The sequence below is a fragment of the Mycobacterium sp. NPDC003449 genome (genome assembly GCF_053588415.1).
Genome location: NZ_JBSFPX010000116.1, coordinates 1 through 22,833 on the forward strand (window position 1 = coordinate 1; position 22,833 = coordinate 22,833).

The following is a 22,833-nucleotide window of genomic DNA, read 5'->3' on the forward strand; positions in this document are numbered from 1 at the left end:
ACGGCGCCAACGACTCCCCGGTCAACGCGCGGCGCGGCCCCAGCTCGGCGGCCTCCCCTAAGCGGCGGGACGCTTGCGCAGTGGAGAGCCGCCAGCGGATGCGCAGCACCTCGTTCCACGACTTGGCGCGCATCTCCCGCGGCGTCGCCTCAGCCTGCAACCGCGCCAGCATCCGATGCGACAGGGACGGCAGCTGGCATGTCAGTTCCTCGTACTCATCGAGCACCGCCACCAACTCGGCCCGGGACAACGCCTCGACATCACAGGCCGCGAACGCGTCGAAGGCAGCCCGCAACACCGCCACCGCTTCGACCGCACCTGCCCGCATGAATCGAACATACAAGCGACCACCGACAAGCTGAGCGCTGTACGCAACAAGTGCATCACCCGCCCGGAATGGAGTCGCGGGCCACCATGTCCACCTCGACCGGCAGACCGGTTCGCAGCGATTCGACTCCCGCCGCGCATACCGCCGCGGCCGCGTAACCGTCCCACGCGGTGGGCCCGTCCGTGTAGTCCCCGGTGGTCACACCCTGCTGGACCGCGTGCACCCAACGCTGGAGCTCGATGTCATAGGCGCGCCCGAACCGCTCCCGGAAGCCGGGGGTGATCTGCCCGCCCCAGACCCCCGGTGCGCCTTTGCGGATCAGGCCGATGTCGAGTCCGATGAACGCCGAACCCTTCTCGCCGACCAATTCGGTGCGGACCTCGTAGGCCACCCCGGTGGTGACGAACAGCTCGACGTCGACATGCCTGCCCGTGCCGGTGGTCATGACGGCGATCTGAGGGTCCTGAATCCCCTCGGGGGCACCGGGATTGACCGACGGCTTGATGATCTGAATCGAGGTGATCTCCTCGTCGAACAGGAACCTGGTCACATCGACCTCGTGGGCCAGGGAGTCCTTGACGATCATCGAGCTGTCGAAGCTGGGCGGCACCGTCGGGTTGCGGTGCACACAGTGCAGCAGCAGCGCCCGGCCGAACTCGCCGGCCTCCAGCAGCGCCTTCAACTGCACATACTCGGGGTCGAAGCGGCGCATGAAACCGACCTGGATCAGCCGCTCGCCCAGCTCGGCCTCCGCGCGCACCACCTGGAGCGAGGTCGCCACGTCGGTGGTCAGCGGCTTCTCGCACAGCACCGGCTTGCGGTGCTCGAGGCAGGCCAGCAGTTGCTTGTCGTGGGTGGGCCCGGGGGTGGCGAGCACGACGGCGTCGACGTCGGGATCGGCGATCGCCGCCAGGGGATCGCCCACCACCCGACAGCCCGGGACACCCGCGGCGACCTGTTCGGCCCGATCGGGCAGGAAATCGTTGACCACGGTCACCCGGGCTCCGGAGATGCGGGACGTCACCCGCTCAACATGGTCGGCGCCCATGATGCCGACACCGAGCACGGCGACACGCAGGTCTGACATGGTCCTCCTGGCTAGCGGTCGGACGGATTGACAAGGGGGCGTTGGACTTTCTTCCAGTCCAGATAACGTTGGTAAGCGGCCTGGGTGGATTCCAAGGTGGACACCGCGCTGACCGGGACGTCCCACCACGAGTTGCTGTCCGGGGCGGACACCAGCGGATCGGTCTCCACGTGGATGACGGTGACGCGGTCGCCGGCCTTGGCGGCTTTGACGGCATCGGCGAACTCCGCGGCGGTGCTCACCTTGATGACGTCGGCGCCAAAGCTGGCGGCGTTGGCGGCCAGATCCACCGGCAGCGGGTCGCCGTCGAGGCGGCCGTCGGCACCGCGGTACCGGTATGCGGTGCCGAAGCGTTGGGAGCCGACCGACTCCGAAAGCCCACCGATGGAGGCGAATCCGTGATTCTGCACCAGGACCGGGATGATCTTGACGCCCTCCTGGACCGCGGTGACGATCTCGGTGGCCATCATCAGATATGAGCCGTCGCCGATCATCACGAAGACATCGCGGTCGGGTGCGGCCATCCGCACCCCGATGCCGCCGGCGATCTCGTAACCCATACACGAGTACCCGTATTCGACGTGGTAGCCCTTGCGGTCGCGGGTACGCCAGAGCTTGTGCAGATCGCCGGGCATCGAGCCCGCGGCGCACACCACGATGTCCTTCGGGTCCGACAGCGTGTTCACCAGGCCGATCACCTGGTTCTGGTTGAGCGGCGCGCCCTGCTCGGTGGCGTAGGCCGCGCCGACGGTGGCGTCCCATTCCGCGGCGAGCTCGCGCACCCGGCCGTGGTAGTCCTCGGCGACCCGGTGGTCGGCCAGGGCGGCCGCCAGTGCCTCGACGGCCTCGCGGGCATCGGCGACGACGCTGATGCCGCCCTGCTTGACCGAATCCAGTGACGCCACATTGACATTGACGAACCGCACGTCCGGGTGGTTGAACGCGGTGCGGGACGCCGAGGTGAAATCGCTGTAGCGGGTGCCGATCCCGATGACGACGTCGGCTTCGGCGGCCAGCGCGTTGGCGGCCGTGGTGCCGGTCGAACCGACCGCGCCGACCGCCTGCGGATGGTCGTAGCGCAGCGACCCCTTGCCGGCCTGGGTCTCGGCGACCGGGATGCCGGTCTGCTCACAGAACGCCGCGAGGGCGGTGCAGGCGCCGGAGTAGATGACCCCGCCGCCGGCCACGATCAACGGCCGGGCGGCGGACCGGATCACCTCGGCGGCCCTGGCGATCACCGCGGTCTCGGCGGGCGGCCGGGCAATATGCCAGGTCCGTTCGGCGAACAGGGATTCGGGCCAGTCGTGGGCCTCGGCCTGGACGTCCTGCGGGATGGCGATCGTCGCGGTCCCGGTCTCGACGGGATCGGTCAGCACCCGCATGGCGCCGAGCAGCGCGGCGGGCAGCTGCTCGGGCCGCCAGACCCGGTCGAAGTAGCGCGACAGCGGTTTGAACGCGTCGTTGACCGTGACGTCCCCCGAGGACGGCAGCTCCAGCTCCTGCAGCACCGGGGCGCTGACCCTGGTGGCGAAGGTGTCCGCCGGCAGCAGCAGCACCGGCAGCCGGTTGATCGTCGCCAGCGCGGCGCCGGTCAGCATGTTGGTGGAGCCCGGCCCGACGCTGGCGGTCACCGCCCAGGCCTGCAGACGGTCCTTCTGACGGGCATAGGCGACCGCGGTGTGCACCATGGCCTGCTCGTTGCGGCCCAGCACATACTTCAGGCCGGGCGGGTGCCCGGCGTCGAGTGCCTGCAGCTCGTCCTGCAGCAGCGCCTGCCCGAGGCCGGCGACGTTGCCGTGGCCGAAGATTCCGAGGCATCCGGCGAAGAACTTGGTGCGCTCGTCGTCGCGCTCGACGTACTGGTTGGCCAGGAAACGAACGATGGCCTGGGCCACCGTGAGTCGTACGGTTCGCTCGGAATCGGCGGTCTTGCCGGCGGCTTTGGGTGCGGTGGACACCACGGTTCAGGCTCCTTCGCGAGGGCCGGTGCCGAACGGCAGCCGGCGATCGATCTCCTGGTGTTCCCAGCTGTCGCGCAGCCAGGTGTGGTTGGGGTCGTCGCAGATCAGCCAGGCCCGGTCCGGACCCGAGCCGGCCATGACGTTGAGGTAGTACATGTGGTGACCCGGCGCGGCGATCGAGGGCCCGTGATAGCCGTGGGGGACCAGCACCACATCGCCGGTGCGGACCTCTTCGAGCACCTCGATGGGGCGCTGTGGGGTGCCGTACACCCGGTGGTAGCCGAATCCCGGTGTGCCGACCGGGCTGTCGTCGATCTCGAAGTAGTAGATCTCCTCGAGCTGGGATTCCACCTCGGTGTTCTCATCGTGTTTGTGCGCGGGATAACTCGACCAGTTCCCGCCGGGGGTGATCACCTCGCAGGCGATCAGCGAATCGGCTTCGAAGGTCGTCGCGGTGCCGAAGTTGTGTACCTGCCTGCTGCAGTTGCCCGCACCGCGCAGTTCGACCGGCACGTCGGCCGCCGCCACCCGACGGTTCGGGAACGACCGCGTTGCCCTGGCGCCGCAGATCGCGACGCGGCCGTGACCGGCCAGTGTGTAGGCCTGATGGATGCCGAGGTAGACCATGTCGGCGGGACCGGCGAATACCGACGCGCGCGGGGCCAGCTCGAAGACCTCCCCGTCGCATTCGACGGTGCCACCCCCGGCCAGCGGCAGGATCATCGCCTCGGTGTCCCCGGTGGTCAGCGAGATCGGGCCGGCCCGGTCGAGATCGACGACCCGCAGCGAGGATTCGGCCCAGCCTGCCGATTCCGGGGTGATCTCCACCGTGTAGGGCGCCGGCGCGCTCCCGGCCGGGACGTAGAGTTTCGGTTCCATGGTCACCGCACCATCTTCACGGCGGTGGCGACGGCGGAGCGTACATCGTCATCGGCCGGATAGAGCAGGGTGCGGCCGACGATCAGGCCGCGCACCGAAGGCAACGCCAGCGCCTTCTCCCAGCTCGCGAATGCCTGTCCGGGATCGGGCGGGTCGCCGCCGAGGAGCAGTGTCGGCATGGTCGTCGACTCCATCACCCGGTCCATGTCGGGGACCACGGGCAGCTTCATCCAGGTGTAGGCCGATGTCGATCCGAGACCCTGGCTGATGTGTACGGACTTGATCACCGCGTCGGGGCTCAGATCGTTGCGGACCCTGCCGTCGGCCCGGGTGGACAGGAACGGCTCCAGCAGGGCGATCAGGCCGAGCGCCGCGAGTTCGTCGACCGCCCGCGCGCAGGCCGCCATCGTGGACACCGTGGCCGGATCGTCGAGGTCGATGCGGCACAGCATCTTTCCGCCGTTCATCCGGGCGGCCGCGGTCGACGCCGCGGTGGCCCCGGTCATCCGGTCGTCCAATTCGAAGCTCGATCCGGCCAGGCCGCCGCGGTTGAACGAGGAGAACACCACCTTGTCCTCCAGCGCGCCGAGCAACACGAGGTCGTCGAGGATGTCGGCGGTGGCCAGCACCCCGTCCACGCCCGGGTCGGCCAGCGCGGTGCGCAACCGGTCCAACAGGTCGATCCGGCTGTTCATCGCGGTCGGCCGCGACCCGACCGAGAGCGCGCCGCGGGCCGGATGGTCGGCGGCGAGGATCATCAGCCTGCCGTCGCCGCGTACCGTCGGGCGGGTAATGCGTTTCCGCCACGCCGCGGCGACCGCGGCGGGCTCGGCGGCCCGCAGTTCGGTGATCTCCGGGTAGCTCGTGCAGACGGCCGATTCAGACATTCACGGCCTCGTCCGCGGTCCGCTCGGCGAGGCCGGCCACCTCCGCCGCGGTCGGCATCGCGGTGGAGCATTCGAGACGTGAGGCCACGATCGCACCGGCGGCGTTGGCGTAGCGCAGGGTCTTCTCCAGCGGCCATTCGTGCAGCAGGCCATGGATCAGGCTGCCGCCGAAGGCATCCCCGGCTCCGAGCCCGTTGACCACGTCGACCTCGTTGGGCGGCACGGTCACCGCGGTGTGCCTGGTCTTGCCCAGCACACCGCGCGGGCCCTGTTTGACGATCGCCAGCGTGACGCCGAGGTCCAGGAGTGCGTCGGCGGCCTTGTGCGGGTTGGTCTCACCGACCGCGATTTCGCACTCCTCGCGGTTGCCGACCGCGACGGTGACGTACTGCAGTGCCCGCCGAACCTGCTCGGTGGCCGCGGCGGGCGTCGCCCAGAACATCGGCCGGTAATCAAGGTCCAGCACGGTCAGCGGCGCCCGTGAGCGGGCCTCCCAGGCTGCGAAATGTGCGCTGCGGCTGGGTTCCTCGGAGAGCCCGGTCACCGTCGACCAGCACAGCCTGGCGTCGCGCACCGCGGCCAGATCGATCTCGTCCCGGCGGATCTGCAGGTCCGGGGCGGAGGGCTTGCGGTAGAAGTAGAGCGGGAAGTCGTCGGGCGGGAAGATCTCGCAGAAGGTCACCGGTGTCGGGTACTCGGCGTGGGTGCCGACGAACCGGTTGTCGACGCCGAGGCCGGCGAGTTCGGTGCGGACGTACCGGCCGAACGGGTCGTCGCCGACCGCGGAGATGAGCGCGCTGCGGTTACCCAACCGGGCCGCGGCGACCGCGACGTTGGCGGCGCTGCCGCCCAGGAACTTTCCGAAGGATTCGACGTCCTCTAGTCCCACCCCGATCTGTAGCGGGTACACGTCCACACCGCAGCGTCCGATGGCGATTGCATCGAATGGCTGGTGGGCGGTATCGGTCACGGTCGACTCCCTGGTGCGGCGTGCATATGCGAATAGGCCTGAGATCGAGCGGAGTCCTCCTGCTCTCGATCTCGACTGTGCTCCCCGTCGCCGTGCGCTGTCAAGACTTTGTTCGGACATTCTTACTTCCAGTCATTTGCCGGTACGCTGAGAGGCCACGCCGCCCGGATCGGGCGCGGGACGCACGAGGATCGGAGCGGAAGTGACCACGACGCTGTCTGTCGAACTCGACCGTTCGAGCCCGGTACCGCTCTACTTCCAGGTCGCCCAGGTTTTCGAAAAGGCCATCCTGGAAGGACAACTCAAGCCCGGCGACCGGTTCGAGAACGAGCTGGCGTTGGCGGGCCGGCTTAACCTGTCGCGCCCGACCACCCGGCGTGCCATTCAGGAACTCGTCGAGAAGGGCTTGCTGGTGCGCAAGCGTGGGGTCGGCACCCAGGTGGTCCAGACCCCCGTGCACCGCCCCGTCGAGCTGACGAGTCTGTACGACGATCTGGTGCGGGCCGGCCAGGAGCCCACCACCAGGGTGCTCGAATACACCGTGGGGCCCGCCGCCGAGGAGATCGCCGAACGGCTCAACCTGGAGGTGGGTGGTCAGGTGGCCACCATGCGACGGTTGCGCACCTCCGGTGGTCAGCCGTTGGCGCTGATGACCAACTACCTGCCGGTCGGGATCGCGCCGGATCGCGATGAACTGGAACGGGCCGGGCTCTACCAGTCGCTGCGGTCGCGGGGTGTGCACATTCGGCTGGCGCGCCAGCGGATCGGTGCCAAGGCGGCCGACCGCGACGAGGCCAAGCTGCTCGATGAGAAACCGAAGGCCCCGCTGTTGGTGATGGAGCGCACGGCCTTCGACGATTCCGGGCGCATCGTCGAGTACGGAAGCCACGCCTACCGGGCGTCGCGGTATTACTTCGACACCACCCTCGTCGACCGGTGATGGTGTCAAATATGCTCTGCGGCAGAGTAGTTCGTAGGAAGAATGGCATTCTTCCGGGTGTTTCGCGACGTCGCGGATAGAATTTGATAGGCGGTCCTAATGTCCGAACAAAGTCTTGACTTTCGGATGTGATCGGTATTACATCAGCGGTGAGGCCGTGTCACTGTCTCCGTAGACCGGGCGGGCAGGCACCGCGGCGAGGTCGATGACAAGGAGAAACAATGAGGTTCAGTCGGCTCGTCGCGGTGGCTGGTGCCGGCGTGCTCGTGTTGGGCACCGGCGCGTGCTCCAGCACCGGCGGTCGACCCGACAGCAGCGGCGGCGATGCGGGAGGGGGCAGCGTCGACACCCCGCGGATGACGATCGCGATGATCACCCACGAGGTGCCCGGCGACTCGTTCTGGGATCTGGTCCGTAAGGGCGCCGAGACCGCCGCCAAGAAGGACAACCTCGAACTGCGCTACTCCAACGACCCCGAGGCCCCCAATCAGGCCAACCTCGTGCAGACCGCGGTCGACAGTGGCGTCAAGGGCATCGCCGTGACCCTGGCCAAACCCGACGCGATGAAGCCGTCCATCGAAAACGCCACGGCCAAGGGGATTCCGGTCGTCGCGTTCAATGCGGGGCTGGACGCCTGGCAGGCGATGGGGGTCAAGGAGTACTTCGGCCAGGACGGGTACATCGCCGGTCAGGAAACCGGTAAACGGCTGGCCGCCGAGGGAGCCAAGAAGGTCATCTGTGTGATCCAGGAGCAGGGCCACGTCGACCTTGAGGCCCGCTGCGCCGGCGTCAAGAACACCTTCCCCGCCGTCGAGGTGCTCAACGTCAACGGCAAGGACATGCCGTCGGTGGAGTCGACGATTACCGCAAAGCTGCAACAGGATCCGAGCGTTGACACGGTCCTGACCCTGGGTGCGCCGTTCGCGCTGACGGCCGTGCAGTCGGTGCGTAACGCCGGCAGCAAGGCCAAGGTGGCGACCTTCGACACCAATGCGGCACTGGTCGACGCGATCAACAACGGTGACGTGCAGTGGGCCGTCGATCAGCAGCCTTACCTGCAGGGCTACCTGGCCGTCGACTCGCTGTGGCTGTACCTGACCAACGGCAACGTGATCGGCGGTAACCAGGCCACCCTCACCGGGCCGTCGTTCATCGACAAGACGAACATCGAGGCCGTGGCCGAATACGCCAGGAACGGGACACGATAGCGATGAGTACCCAGGCAGATCTCGATCTCGGAACCCACACGGTGGTCCGGGACGAGCGGGTGCGTGAGCAGAACCGGCTGCAGCGCTTGCTGATCCGTCCGGAGATGGGCGCGGCGATCGGTGCGATCGGCATCTTCGTGCTGTTCCTCGTCGTGGCCCCGCCGTTCCGGACCCCGGAAGCGCTGGCGACGGTGCTGTACGCGAGTTCGACGATCGGCATCATGGCCGTCGGGGTCGGGGTACTGATGATCGGCGGTGAGTTCGACCTGTCCTCGGGCGTCGCGGTGACCACGGCGTCCCTGGCCGCCTCGATGCTCTCCTACAACCTGCACCTCAACCTGTGGGTCGGTGCGGTGCTGGCGCTGGTGATCGCACTGGCGGTCGGCTTCTTCAACGGCTATCTGGTGATGAGGACCAAGATCCCGTCGTTCCTCATCACGCTCAGTACGTTCTTCATGCTCACCGGCATCAATCTGGCGGTCACCAAACTGCTGTCCGGCCAGGTCGCCACCCCGAGCGTGTCGGATATGCAGGGGTTCGATTCCGGCAGGCTGGTTTTCGCGTCCTCGTTCACCGTCTTCGGGGTTTCGGTCCGGGTCACGGTGTTGTGGTGGGTCCTGTTCACCGCGATCGCGACGTATGTGTTGTTCAAAACCCGGGTCGGAAACTGGATCTTCGCCGTCGGCGGCAATCAGGACAGCGCCCGTGCGGTCGGCGTTCCGGTGACCAAGGTGAAGATCGGCCTGTTCATGCTGGTCGGGTTCTGCGCCTGGTTCGTCGGAATGCACCTGCTGTTCTCGTTCAACACGGTGCAGTCCGGGCAGGGGATCGGCAACGAATTCTTCTACATCATCGCCGCGGTGATCGGCGGGTGCCTGCTGACGGGTGGCTACGGCACCGCCATCGGCACCCTGATCGGCGCGTTCATCTTCGGCATGACCAACCAGGGCATCGTCTACGCCGGCTGGAACCCGGACTGGTTCAAGTTCTTCCTCGGCGCGATGCTGTTGTTCGCGGTGATCGCGAACAACGTCGTCCGCAACTACGCAGCGAAAAGGTAAGTGGATGAGCACAACTGCGGAAGCTCCGATCGCCGAGACCCCGTCGGGCGGCGACGGGGCGCTGGTCGAGCTCAAGAATGTCGGGAAGAGCTACGGAAACATCATCGCGCTCAAGGACATCAACCTGCGGGTGGGGGCGGGTGAGGTGACCGGTGTGCTGGGGGACAACGGTGCGGGCAAGTCGACCTTGATCAAGATCATCGCCGGCCTGCACAAGCCGACCGAGGGCGAGCTGCTCATCGACGGTAAGCCGACGGTCTTCGAATCGCCCAAGGATTCGCTGAAGGCGGGTATCGCCACGGTCTACCAGGACCTGGCCGTGGTGTCCCTGATGCCGGTGTGGCGCAACTTCTTTCTCGGCAATGAGCTGCGCAAGAAGGGCCTGCTGAAGTCGCTCGACATCTCCGCGATGCGGGCGACCACGATTTCCGAGCTGCAGAAAATGGGCATCGACCTGCCCGATGTGGACGCCCCCATCGGAACCCTGTCCGGCGGACAGCGCCAATGTGTGGCGATCGCGCGGGCGATCTTCTTCGGCGCCAGGGTATTGATCCTCGACGAGCCCACCGCGGCGCTCGGGGTCAAACAGTCAGGCATGGTGCTGCGCTACATCACCGCGGCCAGGGAGCAGGGGTTCGGCGTCGTCTTCATCACCCACAATCCGCACCACGCGCATATGGTCGGCGATCATTTCGTGCTGCTCAACCGGGGCAGGCAGAAACTGGACTGCAGCTACGACGAGATCACGCTGGAGGTCCTCACCCAGGAGATGGCCGGCGGCAATGAACTCGAGGCGCTCTCCCACGAGCTGCGCCGTTAGTTCACCATGCACCGCGAGCGTGCGCGTCTGCTGCCCGACATGCCGTGAAAAGTCAGCATTTTGCGCACGCTCGCCGCGCCTCAGGGCCCCGTCGGTTCGGCGAAGTTGTCGCGCATCCAGCCGATTGCGACGCGCAGGTGCGCGTGGCCCGGCGAGCAACTGCCAGAGGATTTCCTGTTAGATCTCGAAGACCCGCCACTGCCGGCCGGGGGCATTCGGCGCTGACGAGCGTGCGCGTTTGCAGGTGGATTTGCGGTGTGGCGGGCAACAGACACGCACGCTCGCGGAGCTAAGTGAGGGTGAACGCGGCGCGGAAGGCGTCCAGCGCAACGACGCTGTCGCCCGCGGCGTAGGCCTCCATACCGACGGTGCCGGTATAGCCGCTGTCCCGCAGCGCCTTTGCCACCGCCGGATAGTGGATCTCTCCGGTCCCCGGTTCGCAGCGGCCCGGCACATCGGCGACCTGGATCTCACCGATCGCCGATCCGGCCCGGCGGACCAACTCGACGAGATTGCCCTCGCCGATCTGAGCGTGATACAGGTCGAGCATCATCTTGACATTGGGGTGTGCCACGGCCTCGATGAGTGCGAGCGTGTCCTTGGCGCGGGCCAGCGGCACTCCGGGATGATCGACGACGGTGTTGAGGTTCTCCAGGCAGAACGTGACGCCGGCCTCGGCGCCCAATTTGCCGAGCGCCGCCAGCCCACGCTGCGCCGACAGCCACATCTCGCCGGTGGCCCGGTACCGCGGCCGGGCGGCCTGCCCGTCGACCAGTTCTCCCGGATGTACGACGAGACGTGGAACGCCCAGGCCCGCAGCAGCTTCGATCGCCCGCCTGGCTGTCCGCACGACCTCGCGGGCCCCCTCGGGATCGTAGAGATCGCCGTGCAGGTATCCCGTCATGGAGGAGAAGCGCGCACCCGTGGCGGCGAGCGCATCGAGGTCCTTGTCGTGAAAGCTCCAGATCTCCACCGCGAAGCCCAGATCCGAAATCCGCCGGACCCGCTGCACGATATCGAGATCGGTGAACACCATCTCGGCGCAGACCGCGAGGTCGAATGTCCCTGCCACGCCCTCAGGGACCGTCATCGCGGCTCCAGCCCGGCCGCCCGGTAGGCGGCGTCGACATAGGACATGTTGGCCACCGCATCCGCCGCGCCGAACGGCAGCGGCGTACCGTCCTTCACGTGCTCGGCGAACGCCTCCAACTGGTATGTGTAGCTGGCCCGGGTGCCCAACCGCTCCACCCGCTCACCGGCCGCCGTCCGGACCGTGAGCCGATCGTCGTCATTGGGGCGGATGAAATCGTGCACCAGCAATTCGCCGTCGTCGCCGGCGATGTGGATGGTGAACGAACGCTCCTCGGCCACCATCGAGTTGGCACTCAGGCCGGTGCCACCGCCGGGGAAGCCCAGCTCGACATCGCACCACGCGTCCACGCCCGCGGTGCGTTCCTCGAACCGGGCCGCCGTCACCGACGGCTCACCGCCCAGTCCGGCGACATCGAGGCGGCCCAGCGAGCGCATGACATGCAGTCCGTAGCAGCCGAGGTCCATCAGGGCGCCGCCGGCCAGCTCCAGCGACCAGCGGGGATCGTCGTCATCGGGCGCGGGCATCGCCATCCGCACCTCGACCCGGGTGATGCGGCCCAGCTCGCCACCGGAGGCCAGGGCGAATGCGCGCCGGGTCACCGGGTGGAAGAAGTAATGAAATCCTTCCAGGATCGGCACTCCGGCCAATTCGGCGGCCTGGGCCACTGTCGCGGCCTCGGACCTGTTGCGGGCGAACGGTTTCTCGCTGAGCACCGGCTTGCCCGCGGCGATGGCAGCCAGATTCCACGGCGCATGCAGGGCATTGGCCAGCGGGTTGTAGACGACGTCGACCTCGGGGTCCTCGATGAGCTCGGCATAGGAACCGAGCACTTTCTCGACGCCGTACTTCTCGGCGAAGACCTCGGCACGGCCGCGGTCCCGGGCGGCCACCGCCACCAGGCGGTGACCGAGCTCGCGGGCCGGGCCGACGATGGCCTTCTCGGCGATCCGGGAGGCTCCGAGTATCCCGATACCCAACTCGCTCATGCGGTCGCGGCCTTGAGGTAGGCCACGCTGGCCAGCACATCGCGCAGCGGGCCTTCATCGGTGGGCTCTGCGGTCAGAATGGTGTCTTGCTCCATCACGAACCAACCGTCGAAACCGTTGTCCCGCAATACCGAAACGATGGCCGCCACGTCGATGTCACCGGTGCCCAGTGGCGTGTAGATGCCGGCCCGCACCGCGTCGGTGTAGCTGATCTCGCCGGCCTGAACCTGGCCGGCCAGGGCGGCGTCGACATCCTTGAGATGGGTGTGCGCGATGCGCTCGGGCACCGCCTTGGCCAACTCCAGCGGGTCGGTGCCGCCGATCAGCAGGTGCCCGGTGTCCAGGCACAGCGGGATCGACGAGCCGGCCAGCACCCGGTCCACGTCGGCGCGGGTTTCCACCATGGTGCCGACGTGCGGGTGCAGCACCGCGAGCAGTCCCGAGCCCGCCGCGATATCCGACAGCCGGTCGAGGTTGGCCAGCAGAGTGGCCCACTGGTCGTCGTCGAGTTCGGGCCGGGCGTCGTAGCCGTCGGCGCCGGTGGCCGCGGCCAGCACCACCACACCCGCGCCGGCCGCACGCAACGAGGCCAGCGGGCCGGCCAGATCGCCGGCCGGGTCGTGGGCGGCGTCGTGCAGGACGACCGGGACGAACCCGCCGACGCAGGAAAGGTGATGTGCATCGAGCAGCTCGGTCAGCTCGGCGGTGTCGCTCGGCAGGAACCCGTCGGGCCCGAGTTCGGTGGCGGTCAGTCCGGCGTCGCGCATCTCGGAGAGGACGCGGTCGCGGTGTAGCTGATAACCCCAGCCCGGCACCTCGCACACGCCCCACGAGATCGGCGCCCCGGCGATTTTGATTCCCGCGTCGCTCATGCGTTTCGTACCTCCCCGATCCGCACCGGCGCGCCGCGACGCAGCGACTCCGTGGCGGCCTCGGCCAGCCAGGCCACCTCGACGGCATCGGCGACGGTGGCGCCGGGGATCTCGGCGCCACCGACCACCGAGACGAACCCGGACAGCTCGGCGCGGAACGCGTCGGTGAACCGGTCCATGAAGAAGTGGTGATACGGCCCGGAGGGAAAGGTGTTGTGCGGATGCGTGTTCCGTAGTGGAACGCCCTGATCCCAGCCGGCGGCCACCGAGTCGTTGAACCCGTGCACCTCCAGCCGGCAGTCGTATCCGCGGGCGTTGTAGCGGGCGGCCGAGACGATGCCGATGGCACCCCCGTCGAATGTCACCATCACCGCCGCGGTGTCGACGTCGCCGTACTCGGCGAACCGCGGGTCGCCCTGCACGGTTCCGGTGGCGTACACCTCGACGGCGTTCTGACCGGTGATCCAGCGCAGCACGTCGAAATCGTGGACCGCGCAGTCGCGGAAGATCCCACCGGAGCCCTTGATGTAATCCATCGGCGGGGGAGCGGGATCCATCGTGGTGCTGCGGACGGTGTGCAGGTGCCCGAGCGAGCCCGAATCGACCGCGCGCTTGGCCTCGGCGAACGCGGTATCGAACCGGCGCTGGTAGCCGACCTGCACCGGCACTCCCGATCGCGCGATCGCTTCGGCGACACAGGCACTTTCGGCGGCGCCTGCGGCGATCGGTTTCTCGCAGAACGTCGGCAGCCCCCGGTGCACGGCGGCCAGGGTCAGCTCGGCGTGGGCGGGGGTGGCCGCGGCCACCACGACGCCGTCGATTCCGGAGTCCAGCAGCTCCTCGACCGAATCGGCCGGTTTGGCACCGTGTTCGGCGGCGACCGCGGCGACCACATCGGGCCGCTCATCGGCGACGATCAGCCCATCGATGCCGTCCAGTCCGGACAGGGTTTCGACGTGGAAGGCGCCGATGCGGCCCAGTCCGATGACGCCGAGGGTGGTCATGGGATTCTCCGTTCGTTCTGCTGAGCGAGGATGGTGTCGAGTTCGGCGGGTGGGAGCCCGTCGGCGAGCGCGGCCAGCACCACGTCGACCTGGCTGAGCGGTGCCAGGCTGCCGATGGGCTGGTCGAGGTCGAGGTTGGTCGGGAAGGCGTATCCCTCGGCGGTGGCGTTGACCACATTGGCCAGGTCCCGCTCGCCGCGCCCGGCGGCCTTCATGGCCAGCAGCGCCGGATACACCGCGCGGACCATGGCGGTGCGGTCGAGCGATTCCATCGCCCGGCCGAACGGCGACGAGATCTGCAGCAGGTTGGCCATCCGCCGGATGCCGGGTGAGGTGTTGGTGCCCGCTCCGTGGTAGAGCGCCGGGTTGAAGAACACCGCGTCACCTTTGCGCAGCGGGATCTGAACCTGGTGCGCGGCAAAGTATTCGATGAACTCCGGACGGTAGAACGCGATGTATCCGGGCTCGAAGGTCTGCGAATACGTCAGCAGCATGGTCGGCCCGCTGAGCTGCGGCATATCGCAGTGGGCGACCGCCCCCTGCAGGGTCAGCGCGGGCGAGAGCCTGTGCAGATGGGCCGGGTAGCCGGCCAGCTGATCGGGTGTGACAAAGCCGAGATGGTAGTCGCGGTGCGGAACCTGCGCAGCGCCACCGGGATTGACGACGTTGACCTGTGACGTCAGCTGGTAGCGCGGCCCGAGCCAGGCCTGGCAGATCAGGGCCAGCGTGTCGTTGGCGTAGTACTCGGCGTAGACGTCGGGGGAATGCACCGCGAGCTTCTGGGCGGCGTTCCAGATGCGGTCGTTGGCGCCCGCCTTGCCGAAGTGATCGCCCGCTGCGGCGCCGTCGGCGTGTTGCGCCTCGATCAGCGCGGTGAACGCCGCGCCGGCCCGGTCGACCACATCGGCGCCGAAGGCCTCGGCGAACACCACCACGCCCGGTCCGTCGCCCAGCGCGGCGATCAACTCCGACTGCAGGGCGCGGCGGTCGGCGCCCGCGACCGCCGACGCGGAGTACACCGGCACGTTCTGCCGGATCTCGGTGGCGAGCGGGTAGTCGGATGCGTCGGTGGTCCGGGAGACGTGTAACCGGAAGTCGTCGAGTGAGCAGTCGTCGTCCTCGATCCAGGCCCGGCCGGCGAGGCGTGCCGCAGCTGAAGTCATGGCTGCCAGTCTTGCTGTGTGGTGTGCCACAATCAACGGCATAAATCCATCAAAAAACCATCAGCAGATTCCGCGAGCAGACGCTTGCGTACCCGGTCGGGGCCGAAATGGGGTACCCCCGCGTCTGCTCGCCGGGAAAGTGGGGGACCCAGATTGGCGCACCGCTACAAGGTCCGCGAGATCGCGCAGCAGTGCGGTTTGAGCGAGGCCACCGTCGACCGCGTCCTCAACGACCGCCCGGGAGTGCGCGAGAACACCAGGGCCGAGGTCCGTCAGGCGATCGCGGACCTCGACAAACAACAGGCGCAGCTGCGGCTCAACGGCAGGCGCTACCTGATCGACGTGGTGATGCAGACGCCGCGGCGGTTCTCCGATGCGTTTCGGGCCGCGGTGGAGGCCGAGTTGCCGGCCTTCGCACCGGCCGTCCTGCGGGCCCGGTTCCACCTGTGGGAATCGGGTTCGGCGGCCCGGATGGTCGACACCCTGGCCGGTATCCGCAGCAGCCACGGCGTGGTGCTCAAGGCGGCCGACGAACCCGAGGTGGCCGAGGCGCTGGACCGCCTCGTCGCCGCCGGAATTCCGGTGGTCACCTACACCACCGACATCCCGGCCAGCGCGCGCTGCGCCTACGTCGGCATCGACAACCACGGGGCCGGTGCGACCGCGGCCTACCTGCTCGGGCAGTGGCTCGGCACCACCCCGTCCGACGTCCTGATCACCCTGAGCCGCACGGTGTTCCGCGGTGAAGGGGAGCGCGAGGTCGGCTTCCGGGCCGGGCTGAGGAACTCCGGGCGCACCGTGGTCGAGGTGACCGACAGTGACGGCATCGACGCCACCAACGAAGGGCTGGTGCTCGAAGCGCTGCGGCGCCACCCGTCGGTACGGGCGGTCTATTCGCCGGGCGGCGGCAACACCGCCACGGTGGAGGCCTTCGAGAAAATGGGACGCACGTGCAACGTTTTCATCGCCCACGACCTCGACGCCGACAACCGGCGGCTGCTGCGGGAGGGCAGGATCTCGGTGGTGCTGCACAACGATCTGCGGGCCGACGCCCGGCTGGCGATGCGGCTGCTGCTGCAGCAACACGGGGCGCTGCCGGCCGAGCCGGTCCGGCCGGCCCCGATCCAGGTCGTCACCCCGTACAACGTTCCGGCGTGACCGTCCGATGCTCGGTTCCCAGCGTTTGCCGCTACCATTTCGCGGCACGGCCACGCGGGCGCGTCGGCCGCGAACAGACACGATCGGGGAGAATCGACTGATGCGGCCAGACCTTGTCCCCGGCGTGACCGTGCTGGGCAATCTGGCGATCGACATCATCGACGGCGCCCCGCCGAGCCCGGGCGGCTGCGCATCGTTCGCCGGGGTGGCCTTGCGGGCCGCGGGCGGGACCGGCCGGATCGTCGCGATGGGTGCCGAACGCGACCACACGCTGTTCGACCCGTTGCTGGACCGGTTCGGTGACCTCGTGCAGATCCTGCCGTCGGCCGCGACCAGCTCGTTCAGCCTCGACTACGACGACACCGACCACCGCCACATGGGGGTGCAGGCGCTCGGCCCGGTGTGGACCGCGGCCGATATCGAGGCCGCGGATCCGGTGACGACCTGGGTTCACCTGGCGCCGCTGCTGCGCACCGATTTCCCGGCCGACGCGCTCGCCGCGCTGGCCGCGCGTGGGCACCGCATCGCCTACGACGGGCAGGGCCTGGTGCGCGCCGACCGGCTGGGCCCGCTGGTCGAGGACCGTCATTTCCCGCCGGACCTGCTGACCCACCTGGACATCCTCAAACTCGCCGAGGACGAGGCCGTCATCGTCGCCGGCGGCAGCTTCGACGCGTCGACCGCCCGACGGCTCGGTGTCCCCGAGATCCTGGTCACCTACGGCTCCGAGGGCTGCGACATCTATATGGACGGCACCGTCATGCGGGTTCCGGCGGCCTGGCCGGTGCTCGGCGTGCAGACCACGGGCGCGGGGGACATGTTCACCGCCTGCTACGTCGCGCACCGGGCCGCCGGCGACGCGCCGGGCCGCGCCGCGGAGCTGGCCAGCGCGCTGGTGGCACGCGAGTTGGACAAACGCGTGCACGCCGCAGCCGATCGGGTGTAATCGCAGGTCGAAGGCTTGGGTTGACAGGTGTCAACCCGGTCTGGAGGTGGGCTACCCGCGGGTAGATTTTCCTTAGAGAATGTCATTCTCCTAAACGTGATGAAAACCACAGTCCTGTCGCATCGCGGCCGGCTTCACGGCAGTGAGCAGCACCTTCCGCGCAGAGTCGTCCGCGTGTCAACCCCCGACGGGGTGAATCGGAGCCTAAGAACAATGCAATAATCGGTACTGGCAGTGACATCAAAATTTGGTGTACGTCGAACCGGCGGCGCTACGCGCCCCACCAGGGCCGTCGCAGCGGGCGGTCGAATACGGCGAATCGGTGCGACGTGACCGAATGACGCGTGAAAGGCGGGAGCCGTGGGTGACAACGGCAACGGCAACAGTGTCGCACCGCGGCAGAAGCTGGAGAAGGTCGTCATCCGGTTCGCGGGTGACTCCGGCGACGGCATGCAGCTGACCGGCGACCGCTTCACCTCCGAGGCCGCACTCTTCGGCAACGACCTCGCCACCCAGCCGAATTACCCCGCCGAGATCCGCGCACCCCAGGGCACGCTGCCGGGGGTGTCGTCCTTCCAGATCCAGATCGCCGACTACGACATCCTGACCGCCGGTGACCGTCCCGACGTCCTCGTCGCGATGAACCCGGCCGCGCTCAAGGCCAACGTCTCCGACCTGCCGCGCGGTGGTCTGATCATCGCCAACTCCGATGAGTTCACCAAGCGCAACCTGGCCAAGGTCGGCTACCAGGCCAATCCGCTGGACACCGACGAACTCTCGGATTACGTCGTGCAGTCCGTCGCGATGACCACCCTGACCCTCGGTGCGGTCGAGGCGATCGGCGCCACCAAGAAGGACGGTCAGCGCGCCAAGAACATGTTCGCCCTGGGGCTGCTGTCCTGGATGTACGGACGCGAACTCGAGCACAGCGAGAGCTTCATCAGGGAGAAGTTCTCCCGTAAGCCCGATATCGCCGAGGCCAACGTGCTGGCGCTCAAGGCGGGCTGGAACTACGGCGAGACCACCGAGGCGTTCGCCACCACCTACGAGGTGTCCCCGGCCAAGCTCAAATCCGGTGAGTACCGGCAGATCTCGGGTAACACCGCGCTGGCCTACGGCATCGTCACCGCAGGGCATCTCGCCGAGGTCCAGGTGGTGCTGGGCACGTACCCGATCACCCCGGCCTCCGACATCCTGCATGAGCTGTCCAAGCACAAGAACTTCAATGTCCTGACCTTCCAGGCCGAGGACGAGATCGCCGGCATCGGCGCCGCGATCGGTGCCTCCTACGGCGGTGCCCTCGGCGTGACCAGCACGTCGGGCCCCGGCGTATCGCTCAAATCCGAGGCCATCGGGCTCGCGGTGATGACCGAACTGCCGCTGATCGTCATCGATGTGCAGCGCGGTGGCCCGTCCACGGGCCTGCCGACCAAGACCGAGCAGGCCGATCTGCTGCAGGCGCTGTTCGGCCGCAACGGCGAATCGCCGGTCGCGGTGCTGGCGCCGCGCTCACCGTCGGACTGCTTCGACGTCGCCGTGGAGGCCGCGCGGATCGCGATCAACTATCACACCCCGGTCATCATCCTGTCCGACGGTGCGGTGGCCAACGGCTCGGAGCCGTGGCAGATTCCCGACCTCGGCAGCTACCCGCCGATCGAGCACACGTTCGCCAAGGAAGGCGAACCGTTCCAGCCCTACGCGCGGGATCCCGAGACGCTGGCGCGGCAGTTCGCGGTGCCGGGAACCCCCGGCCTGGAGCATCGCATCGGCGGGCTGGAGGCGGCCAACGGCTCGGGCAACATCTCCTACGAGCCCAAGAACCACGACCTGATGGTGCGGTTGCGCCACGAGAAGATCGCCGGCATCAGCGTGCCCGATCTTGAGGTCGACGATCCCAGTGGCGACGCCGAGTTGCTGATGCTCGGCTGGGGCAGCAGCTACGGGCCGATCGGCGAGGCCTGCCGGCGGGCCCGGCGCAAGGGTGTCAAGGTGGCGCAGGCTCATCTGCGGAACCTGAACCCCTTCCCGGCCAACCTCGGCGAGGTGCTGCGGCGCTACCCCAAGGTCGTTGTGCCCGAGATGAACCTGGGGCAGCTCGCGCTGCTGCTGCGCGGCAGATACCTGGTCGATGTCCAGTCGGTGACCAAGGTCGAGGGCATGGCCTTCCTGGCCGACGAGGTCGAAGGCATCATCGATGCCGCCCTGGACGGCACGCTGGGTGAAAAGGAAAGCGACAAGGCCAAGTTCGCCCGGCTGGCGGCGGCCACTGTCGAGACTGTGGGAGCAGACGCATGACTGACCTTATCGGCACGGAACTGGGACTGACCGATGGCGGCCTGAGCAAGACCGCCCTGGTGCCCACCACCGACCAGCCGCAGAAGGGGAAGGACTTCACCAGCGACCAGGAGGTCCGGTGGTGCCCGGGATGCGGTGACTACGTCATCCTCAACACCATCCGCAACTTCCTGCCCGAGCTGGGCCTGCGGCGCGAGAACATCGCGTTCATCAGCGGTATCGGATGTTCCAGCCGGTTCCCCTATTACCTGGAGACCTACGGTTTCCACTCGATCCACGGCCGTGCCCCGACCATCGCGACCGGTCTGGCGCTGGCCCGGCCGGACCTGTCGGTCTGGGTGGTGACCGGCGACGGCGACGCGCTGTCGATCGGCGGCAACCATCTGATCCACGCGCTGCGCCGGAACATGAACATCACGATCCTGCTGTTCAACAACCGGATCTACGGGCTGACCAAGGGGCAGTACTCGCCGACCTCGGAGGTCGGCAAGATCACCAAGTCGACGCCGATGGGGTCGCTGGACTACCCGTTCAACCCGGTCTCGCTGGCGCTGGGCGCCGAGGCCACGTTCGTCGGCCGGGCATTGGATTCCGATCGCAAGGGGCTGTCCGAGGTGTTACGGGGCGCCGCCGCGCACCGTGGTGCCGCGCTGGTCGAGATCATGCAGGACTGCCCGATCTTCAACGACGGTTCCTTCGACGCCCTGCGCAAGGAGGGCGCCGAGGAGCGGCTGATCACCGTGGCGCACGGTGAGCCGATCACCTTCGGCGCCGACGGCGAGTACTGCGTGGTGAAGTCGGGCTACGGCCTCGAGGTGGCCAAGACCGCCGACGTCGCGGCCGACGAGATCGTCGTGCACAACGCCGAACTCGACGATCCCGCATATGCGTTCGCGTTGTCGCGGCTGTCGGAACAGAATCTCGACCACATGGTGATGGGCATCTTCCGCCAGGTCAGCCGGCCCACCTACGACGACGCGGCCCGCAACCAGGTCGACACGGCCGTCCAATCCAAGCCCCATGACACCGCCGCTCTGCAATCCTTGCTGCGTGGCAAAGACACCTGGACCGTCGACTAGTAACACTCACAACTCGCACCAACCGGGACTGAACCCGCCGGGTGCCGATCCGCTCGCCGCCGTGGTGCTGGCCGGCGGTGCGTCGCGCCGGATGGGGCGGGACAAGGCGACCCTGCCGTTCGAGGGCTCGACGATGGTGCAGCGGGTGGTGTCGGCCGTCGCCGGGCGCTGCGCCCCGGTGTTCGTCATCGCCGCACCCGGCCAGCCGCTACCCGAGTTGACCGCAGACGTGCTGCGCGACGAAGTTCGTGGTGTCGGACCGCTGGTGGCCACCGGCCGGGGCTTGCGGGCGGCCGCCGAGTCCGGATGTGAGCTGGCCTTCGTCTGCGCGGTCGACATGCCCTACCTGTCCGGTGGGCTGATCGACGCCCTGGTCGGGCCCGCGCAACGGCTGCGCGCCGACATCGTGCTGCCGTGGGACGGCCGCGACCACTATCTGGCGGGCATCTACCGCACCGATCTGACCCAGCGGATCTCGGCACTGGTGGCCGCCGGGGAGCGAAGTATGCGGGCGCTCGCCGAGTCCGTCGATACGCAGCGGATCGTGATGGAGCCGCAGCGGGCGTTGACCAATGTCAACTCGGCCGAGGACCTGTCCTGACGTCAGAATTTCGGGTCGGACGTGCCAGCAAATTTCGAATTTGTCGCCTAATTCCGCCGAATTTATCGTTCCGATATTATATGGCGATAGTTTCGTCATCAAATAATTTCCGCTTCGGTGCGTGGGTATCGTGCCCATTCCGGTGATTGTCGGTGTCCGGTCTCCGAGATTGCTTGGGTACGTTGATATCTCGAAGAGCAGGCTGGTCAGTGCGGTGCTGATTAATTGCCCGGTGCCTGGACGTCGGGCGCAATTCGGGGCATTGGCACGGCACTGACCATGCTCTTTGCCGAGATGTGACCGTCTGACCTTCGGATGTTCGTGTTTCCTGAGGACTGCCATCGGTCCGGTTGAGACCGAAATATATTGTGCTGTCCGGACTTTGGAGTTGCCTGGGCGATCTTACCGGCCCGTCGACGGCAGGGGGCCGATGTGGGCGATAGGCGAAAGGCGTTGATCTGCAATGCTATTCATCGAGAGTCCGGCGGCAGGTGAGGCCCGGCTCGGCAGCGAACGAATTCGCCTGTGACCGCTACGTTAACACCCGCCGATGGCATTGACCTGCGGGTTTGGGCGGTGCTTGGTGGCCGCATGTCCGGCGATCGGCCGCCGGCCGGCGCGTTTGCGGTGGTCCAACTCACAAAAACCCCGTGATCTATATCACGTTTGAAATTTTGATTAGCCGGACTTCCTGGCGTTTAAAAGCAAGAGTTGACCTGCATAAACGAATCTCTCATCGTGTCGTTATCTAGCCGTGATCTTCCCGCGATCGTCTCGACACCGGCATGACTTCTGCCCGTGACCTTTGTACGTTCTCTAACGACTCCCAACGGAGCAAATAATTTCAAAACCACGAACCTGTGTGTGAGCGGGGCCGCGGCGGTGATTGCGCCCCGCGGAGGCCGGGACTGATACCCCGGCAGGGCAGTCTGGCCCCCGCTTTCGCGCCTGACCGAGACGGCGCGAACCAACCCCTCCTGCCCGGCTGTCGTCCGGCAGAAACCAACACCCGCGAAACCGGGTGTCGATGGCGCGCGCGTGGCGAAAGGAACGAAGTGAAGAACATCCGCAAGACGCTCGGCCTGGCGGCCATCACCGGTGCCCTCGCGGTGGCTCCGATGGCGCTGGCGACCGGCACCGCCAATGCGGACAGTGTCAACTGGGATCGGGTTGCGGCCTGCGAGTCGGGTGGCAACTGGTCGACCAACACCGGCAACGGCTACTACGGCGGCCTGCAGTTCACCATGAGCACCTGGCGGGCCAACGGTGGCAGCGGTTCGCCGCACAACGCGTCGCGCTCGGAGCAGATCCGGGTCGCCGAGAACGTGCTGGCGAGCCAGGGCATCGGTGCCTGGCCGGTGTGCGGCGGGCGCGGGTAACACCAGCTCGTCGAGAACGTTGCGCAGAAGCGGTGGCGGGCCCCCCCGCCCCGGGACATTGGCCCCCAGCGGAGAGCGGGGGGGGGGGGCCGAGGGGTGGGTGGGACTGTGTGGTA

Annotated in this window: 20 protein-coding genes and 1 pseudogene; 10 read left to right on the forward strand and 11 right to left on the reverse strand. The window is 67.6% G+C overall.

The window, feature by feature from the left end; translation table 11 throughout:
* The 6 genes from ACWDTP_RS24880 to iolC all read right to left on the reverse strand — a co-directional run.
* The coding region (locus ACWDTP_RS24880; protein ID WP_450024718.1) for a DUF222 domain-containing protein at nucleotides 1-343 on the reverse strand (343 nt) is incomplete at its 3' end.
* 40 nt (nucleotides 344-383) lie between these two features.
* On the reverse strand, nucleotides 384-1,415 hold the full coding sequence (locus ACWDTP_RS24885) for a Gfo/Idh/MocA family protein (protein WP_450024720.1): 1,032 nt from the start codon (nucleotides 1,413-1,415) through the stop codon (nucleotides 384-386).
* Nucleotides 1,416-1,426: 11 nt separating this feature from the next.
* The gene (gene iolD, locus ACWDTP_RS24890) at nucleotides 1,427-3,376 is read right to left on the reverse strand and encodes a 3D-(3,5/4)-trihydroxycyclohexane-1,2-dione acylhydrolase (decyclizing) (protein ID WP_450024722.1); all 1,950 of its coding nucleotides are present in this window, start codon (nucleotides 3,374-3,376) and stop codon (nucleotides 1,427-1,429) included.
* Between the two features lie 3 nt (nucleotides 3,377-3,379).
* Nucleotides 3,380-4,255: a 5-deoxy-glucuronate isomerase gene (gene iolB / locus ACWDTP_RS24895; protein ID WP_450024724.1), complete on the reverse strand. Its 876-nt coding sequence runs from the start codon at nucleotides 4,253-4,255 to the stop codon at nucleotides 3,380-3,382.
* Between the two features lie 2 nt (nucleotides 4,256-4,257).
* Nucleotides 4,258-5,142: a Cgl0159 family (beta/alpha)8-fold protein gene (locus tag ACWDTP_RS24900; protein WP_450024726.1), complete on the reverse strand. Its 885-nt coding sequence runs from the start codon at nucleotides 5,140-5,142 to the stop codon at nucleotides 4,258-4,260.
* A complete protein-coding gene (gene iolC, locus ACWDTP_RS24905) occupies nucleotides 5,135-6,112 on the reverse strand; it encodes a 5-dehydro-2-deoxygluconokinase (protein ID WP_450024728.1) in 978 nt (325 codons plus the stop codon). Before iolC ends, ACWDTP_RS24900 begins: the two co-directional genes overlap by 8 nt.
* A 202-nt stretch (nucleotides 6,113-6,314) precedes the next feature.
* On the opposite strand from iolC, the gene ACWDTP_RS24910 reads away from it, so the two are divergent.
* The 4 genes from ACWDTP_RS24910 (at nucleotide 6,315) to ACWDTP_RS24925 (ending at nucleotide 10,141) form a co-directional block, all read left to right on the forward strand.
* Nucleotides 6,315-7,052, forward strand: a complete 738-nt coding sequence (locus ACWDTP_RS24910) for a GntR family transcriptional regulator (RefSeq protein WP_450024729.1) — start codon at nucleotides 6,315-6,317, stop codon at nucleotides 7,050-7,052.
* A 221-nt stretch (nucleotides 7,053-7,273) separates the two neighbouring features.
* Nucleotides 7,274-8,260: a substrate-binding domain-containing protein gene (locus ACWDTP_RS24915; RefSeq protein ID WP_450024731.1), complete on the forward strand. Its 987-nt coding sequence runs from the start codon at nucleotides 7,274-7,276 to the stop codon at nucleotides 8,258-8,260.
* 2 nt (nucleotides 8,261-8,262) lie between these two features.
* Complete coding sequence (locus ACWDTP_RS24920) at nucleotides 8,263-9,321, forward strand: ABC transporter permease (protein ID WP_450024733.1); 1,059 nt, start codon at nucleotides 8,263-8,265, stop codon at nucleotides 9,319-9,321.
* 4 nt (nucleotides 9,322-9,325) lie between these two features.
* Entirely contained in the window at nucleotides 9,326-10,141 is an 816-nt protein-coding gene (locus ACWDTP_RS24925; RefSeq protein WP_450024735.1) for an ATP-binding cassette domain-containing protein, read from the forward strand.
* A gap of 289 nt (nucleotides 10,142-10,430) precedes the next feature.
* Here the strand turns inward: ACWDTP_RS24925 and ACWDTP_RS24930 are convergent, their stop codons facing one another.
* From ACWDTP_RS24930 to ACWDTP_RS24950, 5 genes are read right to left on the reverse strand one after another with little or no spacing between them, the layout of a single operon-like run.
* The gene (locus ACWDTP_RS24930) at nucleotides 10,431-11,231 is read right to left on the reverse strand and encodes a TIM barrel protein (protein ID WP_450024737.1); all 801 of its coding nucleotides are present in this window, start codon (nucleotides 11,229-11,231) and stop codon (nucleotides 10,431-10,433) included.
* A complete protein-coding gene (locus ACWDTP_RS24935; RefSeq protein WP_450024739.1) occupies nucleotides 11,228-12,220 on the reverse strand; it encodes a Gfo/Idh/MocA family protein in 993 nt (330 codons plus the stop codon). Before ACWDTP_RS24935 ends, ACWDTP_RS24930 begins: the two co-directional genes overlap by 4 nt.
* Nucleotides 12,217-13,092 carry a sugar phosphate isomerase/epimerase family protein gene (locus ACWDTP_RS24940; protein WP_450024741.1) on the reverse strand — a complete coding sequence of 292 codons (876 nt, stop codon included), beginning with the start codon at nucleotides 13,090-13,092 and terminating at the stop codon, nucleotides 12,217-12,219. The genes ACWDTP_RS24935 and ACWDTP_RS24940 overlap by 4 nt, the downstream gene beginning before the upstream one ends.
* The gene (locus ACWDTP_RS24945) at nucleotides 13,089-14,096 is read right to left on the reverse strand and encodes a Gfo/Idh/MocA family protein (protein WP_450024743.1); all 1,008 of its coding nucleotides are present in this window, start codon (nucleotides 14,094-14,096) and stop codon (nucleotides 13,089-13,091) included. The genes ACWDTP_RS24940 and ACWDTP_RS24945 overlap by 4 nt, the downstream gene beginning before the upstream one ends.
* Complete coding sequence (locus ACWDTP_RS24950; protein WP_450024745.1) at nucleotides 14,093-15,259, reverse strand: phytanoyl-CoA dioxygenase family protein; 1,167 nt, start codon at nucleotides 15,257-15,259, stop codon at nucleotides 14,093-14,095. The genes ACWDTP_RS24945 and ACWDTP_RS24950 overlap by 4 nt, the downstream gene beginning before the upstream one ends.
* A gap of 153 nt (nucleotides 15,260-15,412) precedes the next feature.
* On the opposite strand from ACWDTP_RS24950, the gene ACWDTP_RS24955 reads away from it, so the two are divergent.
* From ACWDTP_RS24955 to ACWDTP_RS24980, 6 genes and pseudogenes are all read left to right on the forward strand, one after another.
* Nucleotides 15,413-16,417, forward strand: a complete 1,005-nt coding sequence (locus ACWDTP_RS24955) for a LacI family DNA-binding transcriptional regulator (protein ID WP_450024747.1) — start codon at nucleotides 15,413-15,415, stop codon at nucleotides 16,415-16,417.
* A 124-nt stretch (nucleotides 16,418-16,541) separates the two neighbouring features.
* Complete coding sequence (locus tag ACWDTP_RS24960; RefSeq protein WP_450024753.1) at nucleotides 16,542-17,363, forward strand: PfkB family carbohydrate kinase; 822 nt, start codon at nucleotides 16,542-16,544, stop codon at nucleotides 17,361-17,363.
* Nucleotides 17,364-17,723: 360 nt separating this feature from the next.
* Entirely contained in the window at nucleotides 17,724-19,658 is a 1,935-nt protein-coding gene (locus tag ACWDTP_RS24965) for a 2-oxoacid:acceptor oxidoreductase subunit alpha (RefSeq protein WP_450024749.1), read from the forward strand.
* On the forward strand, nucleotides 19,655-20,737 hold the full coding sequence (locus ACWDTP_RS24970) for a 2-oxoacid:ferredoxin oxidoreductase subunit beta (protein ID WP_450024751.1): 1,083 nt from the start codon (nucleotides 19,655-19,657) through the stop codon (nucleotides 20,735-20,737). The genes ACWDTP_RS24965 and ACWDTP_RS24970 overlap by 4 nt, the downstream gene beginning before the upstream one ends.
* Before the next feature lie 28 nt (nucleotides 20,738-20,765).
* Entirely contained in the window at nucleotides 20,766-21,338 is a 573-nt protein-coding gene (gene mobA, locus ACWDTP_RS24975) for a molybdenum cofactor guanylyltransferase (protein ID WP_450024755.1), read from the forward strand.
* 1,145 nt (nucleotides 21,339-22,483) lie between these two features.
* Nucleotides 22,484-22,717: pseudogene (locus tag ACWDTP_RS24980) on the forward strand (transglycosylase family protein); the annotation flags it as partial.
* Nucleotides 22,718-22,833 lie beyond the last annotated feature (116 nt).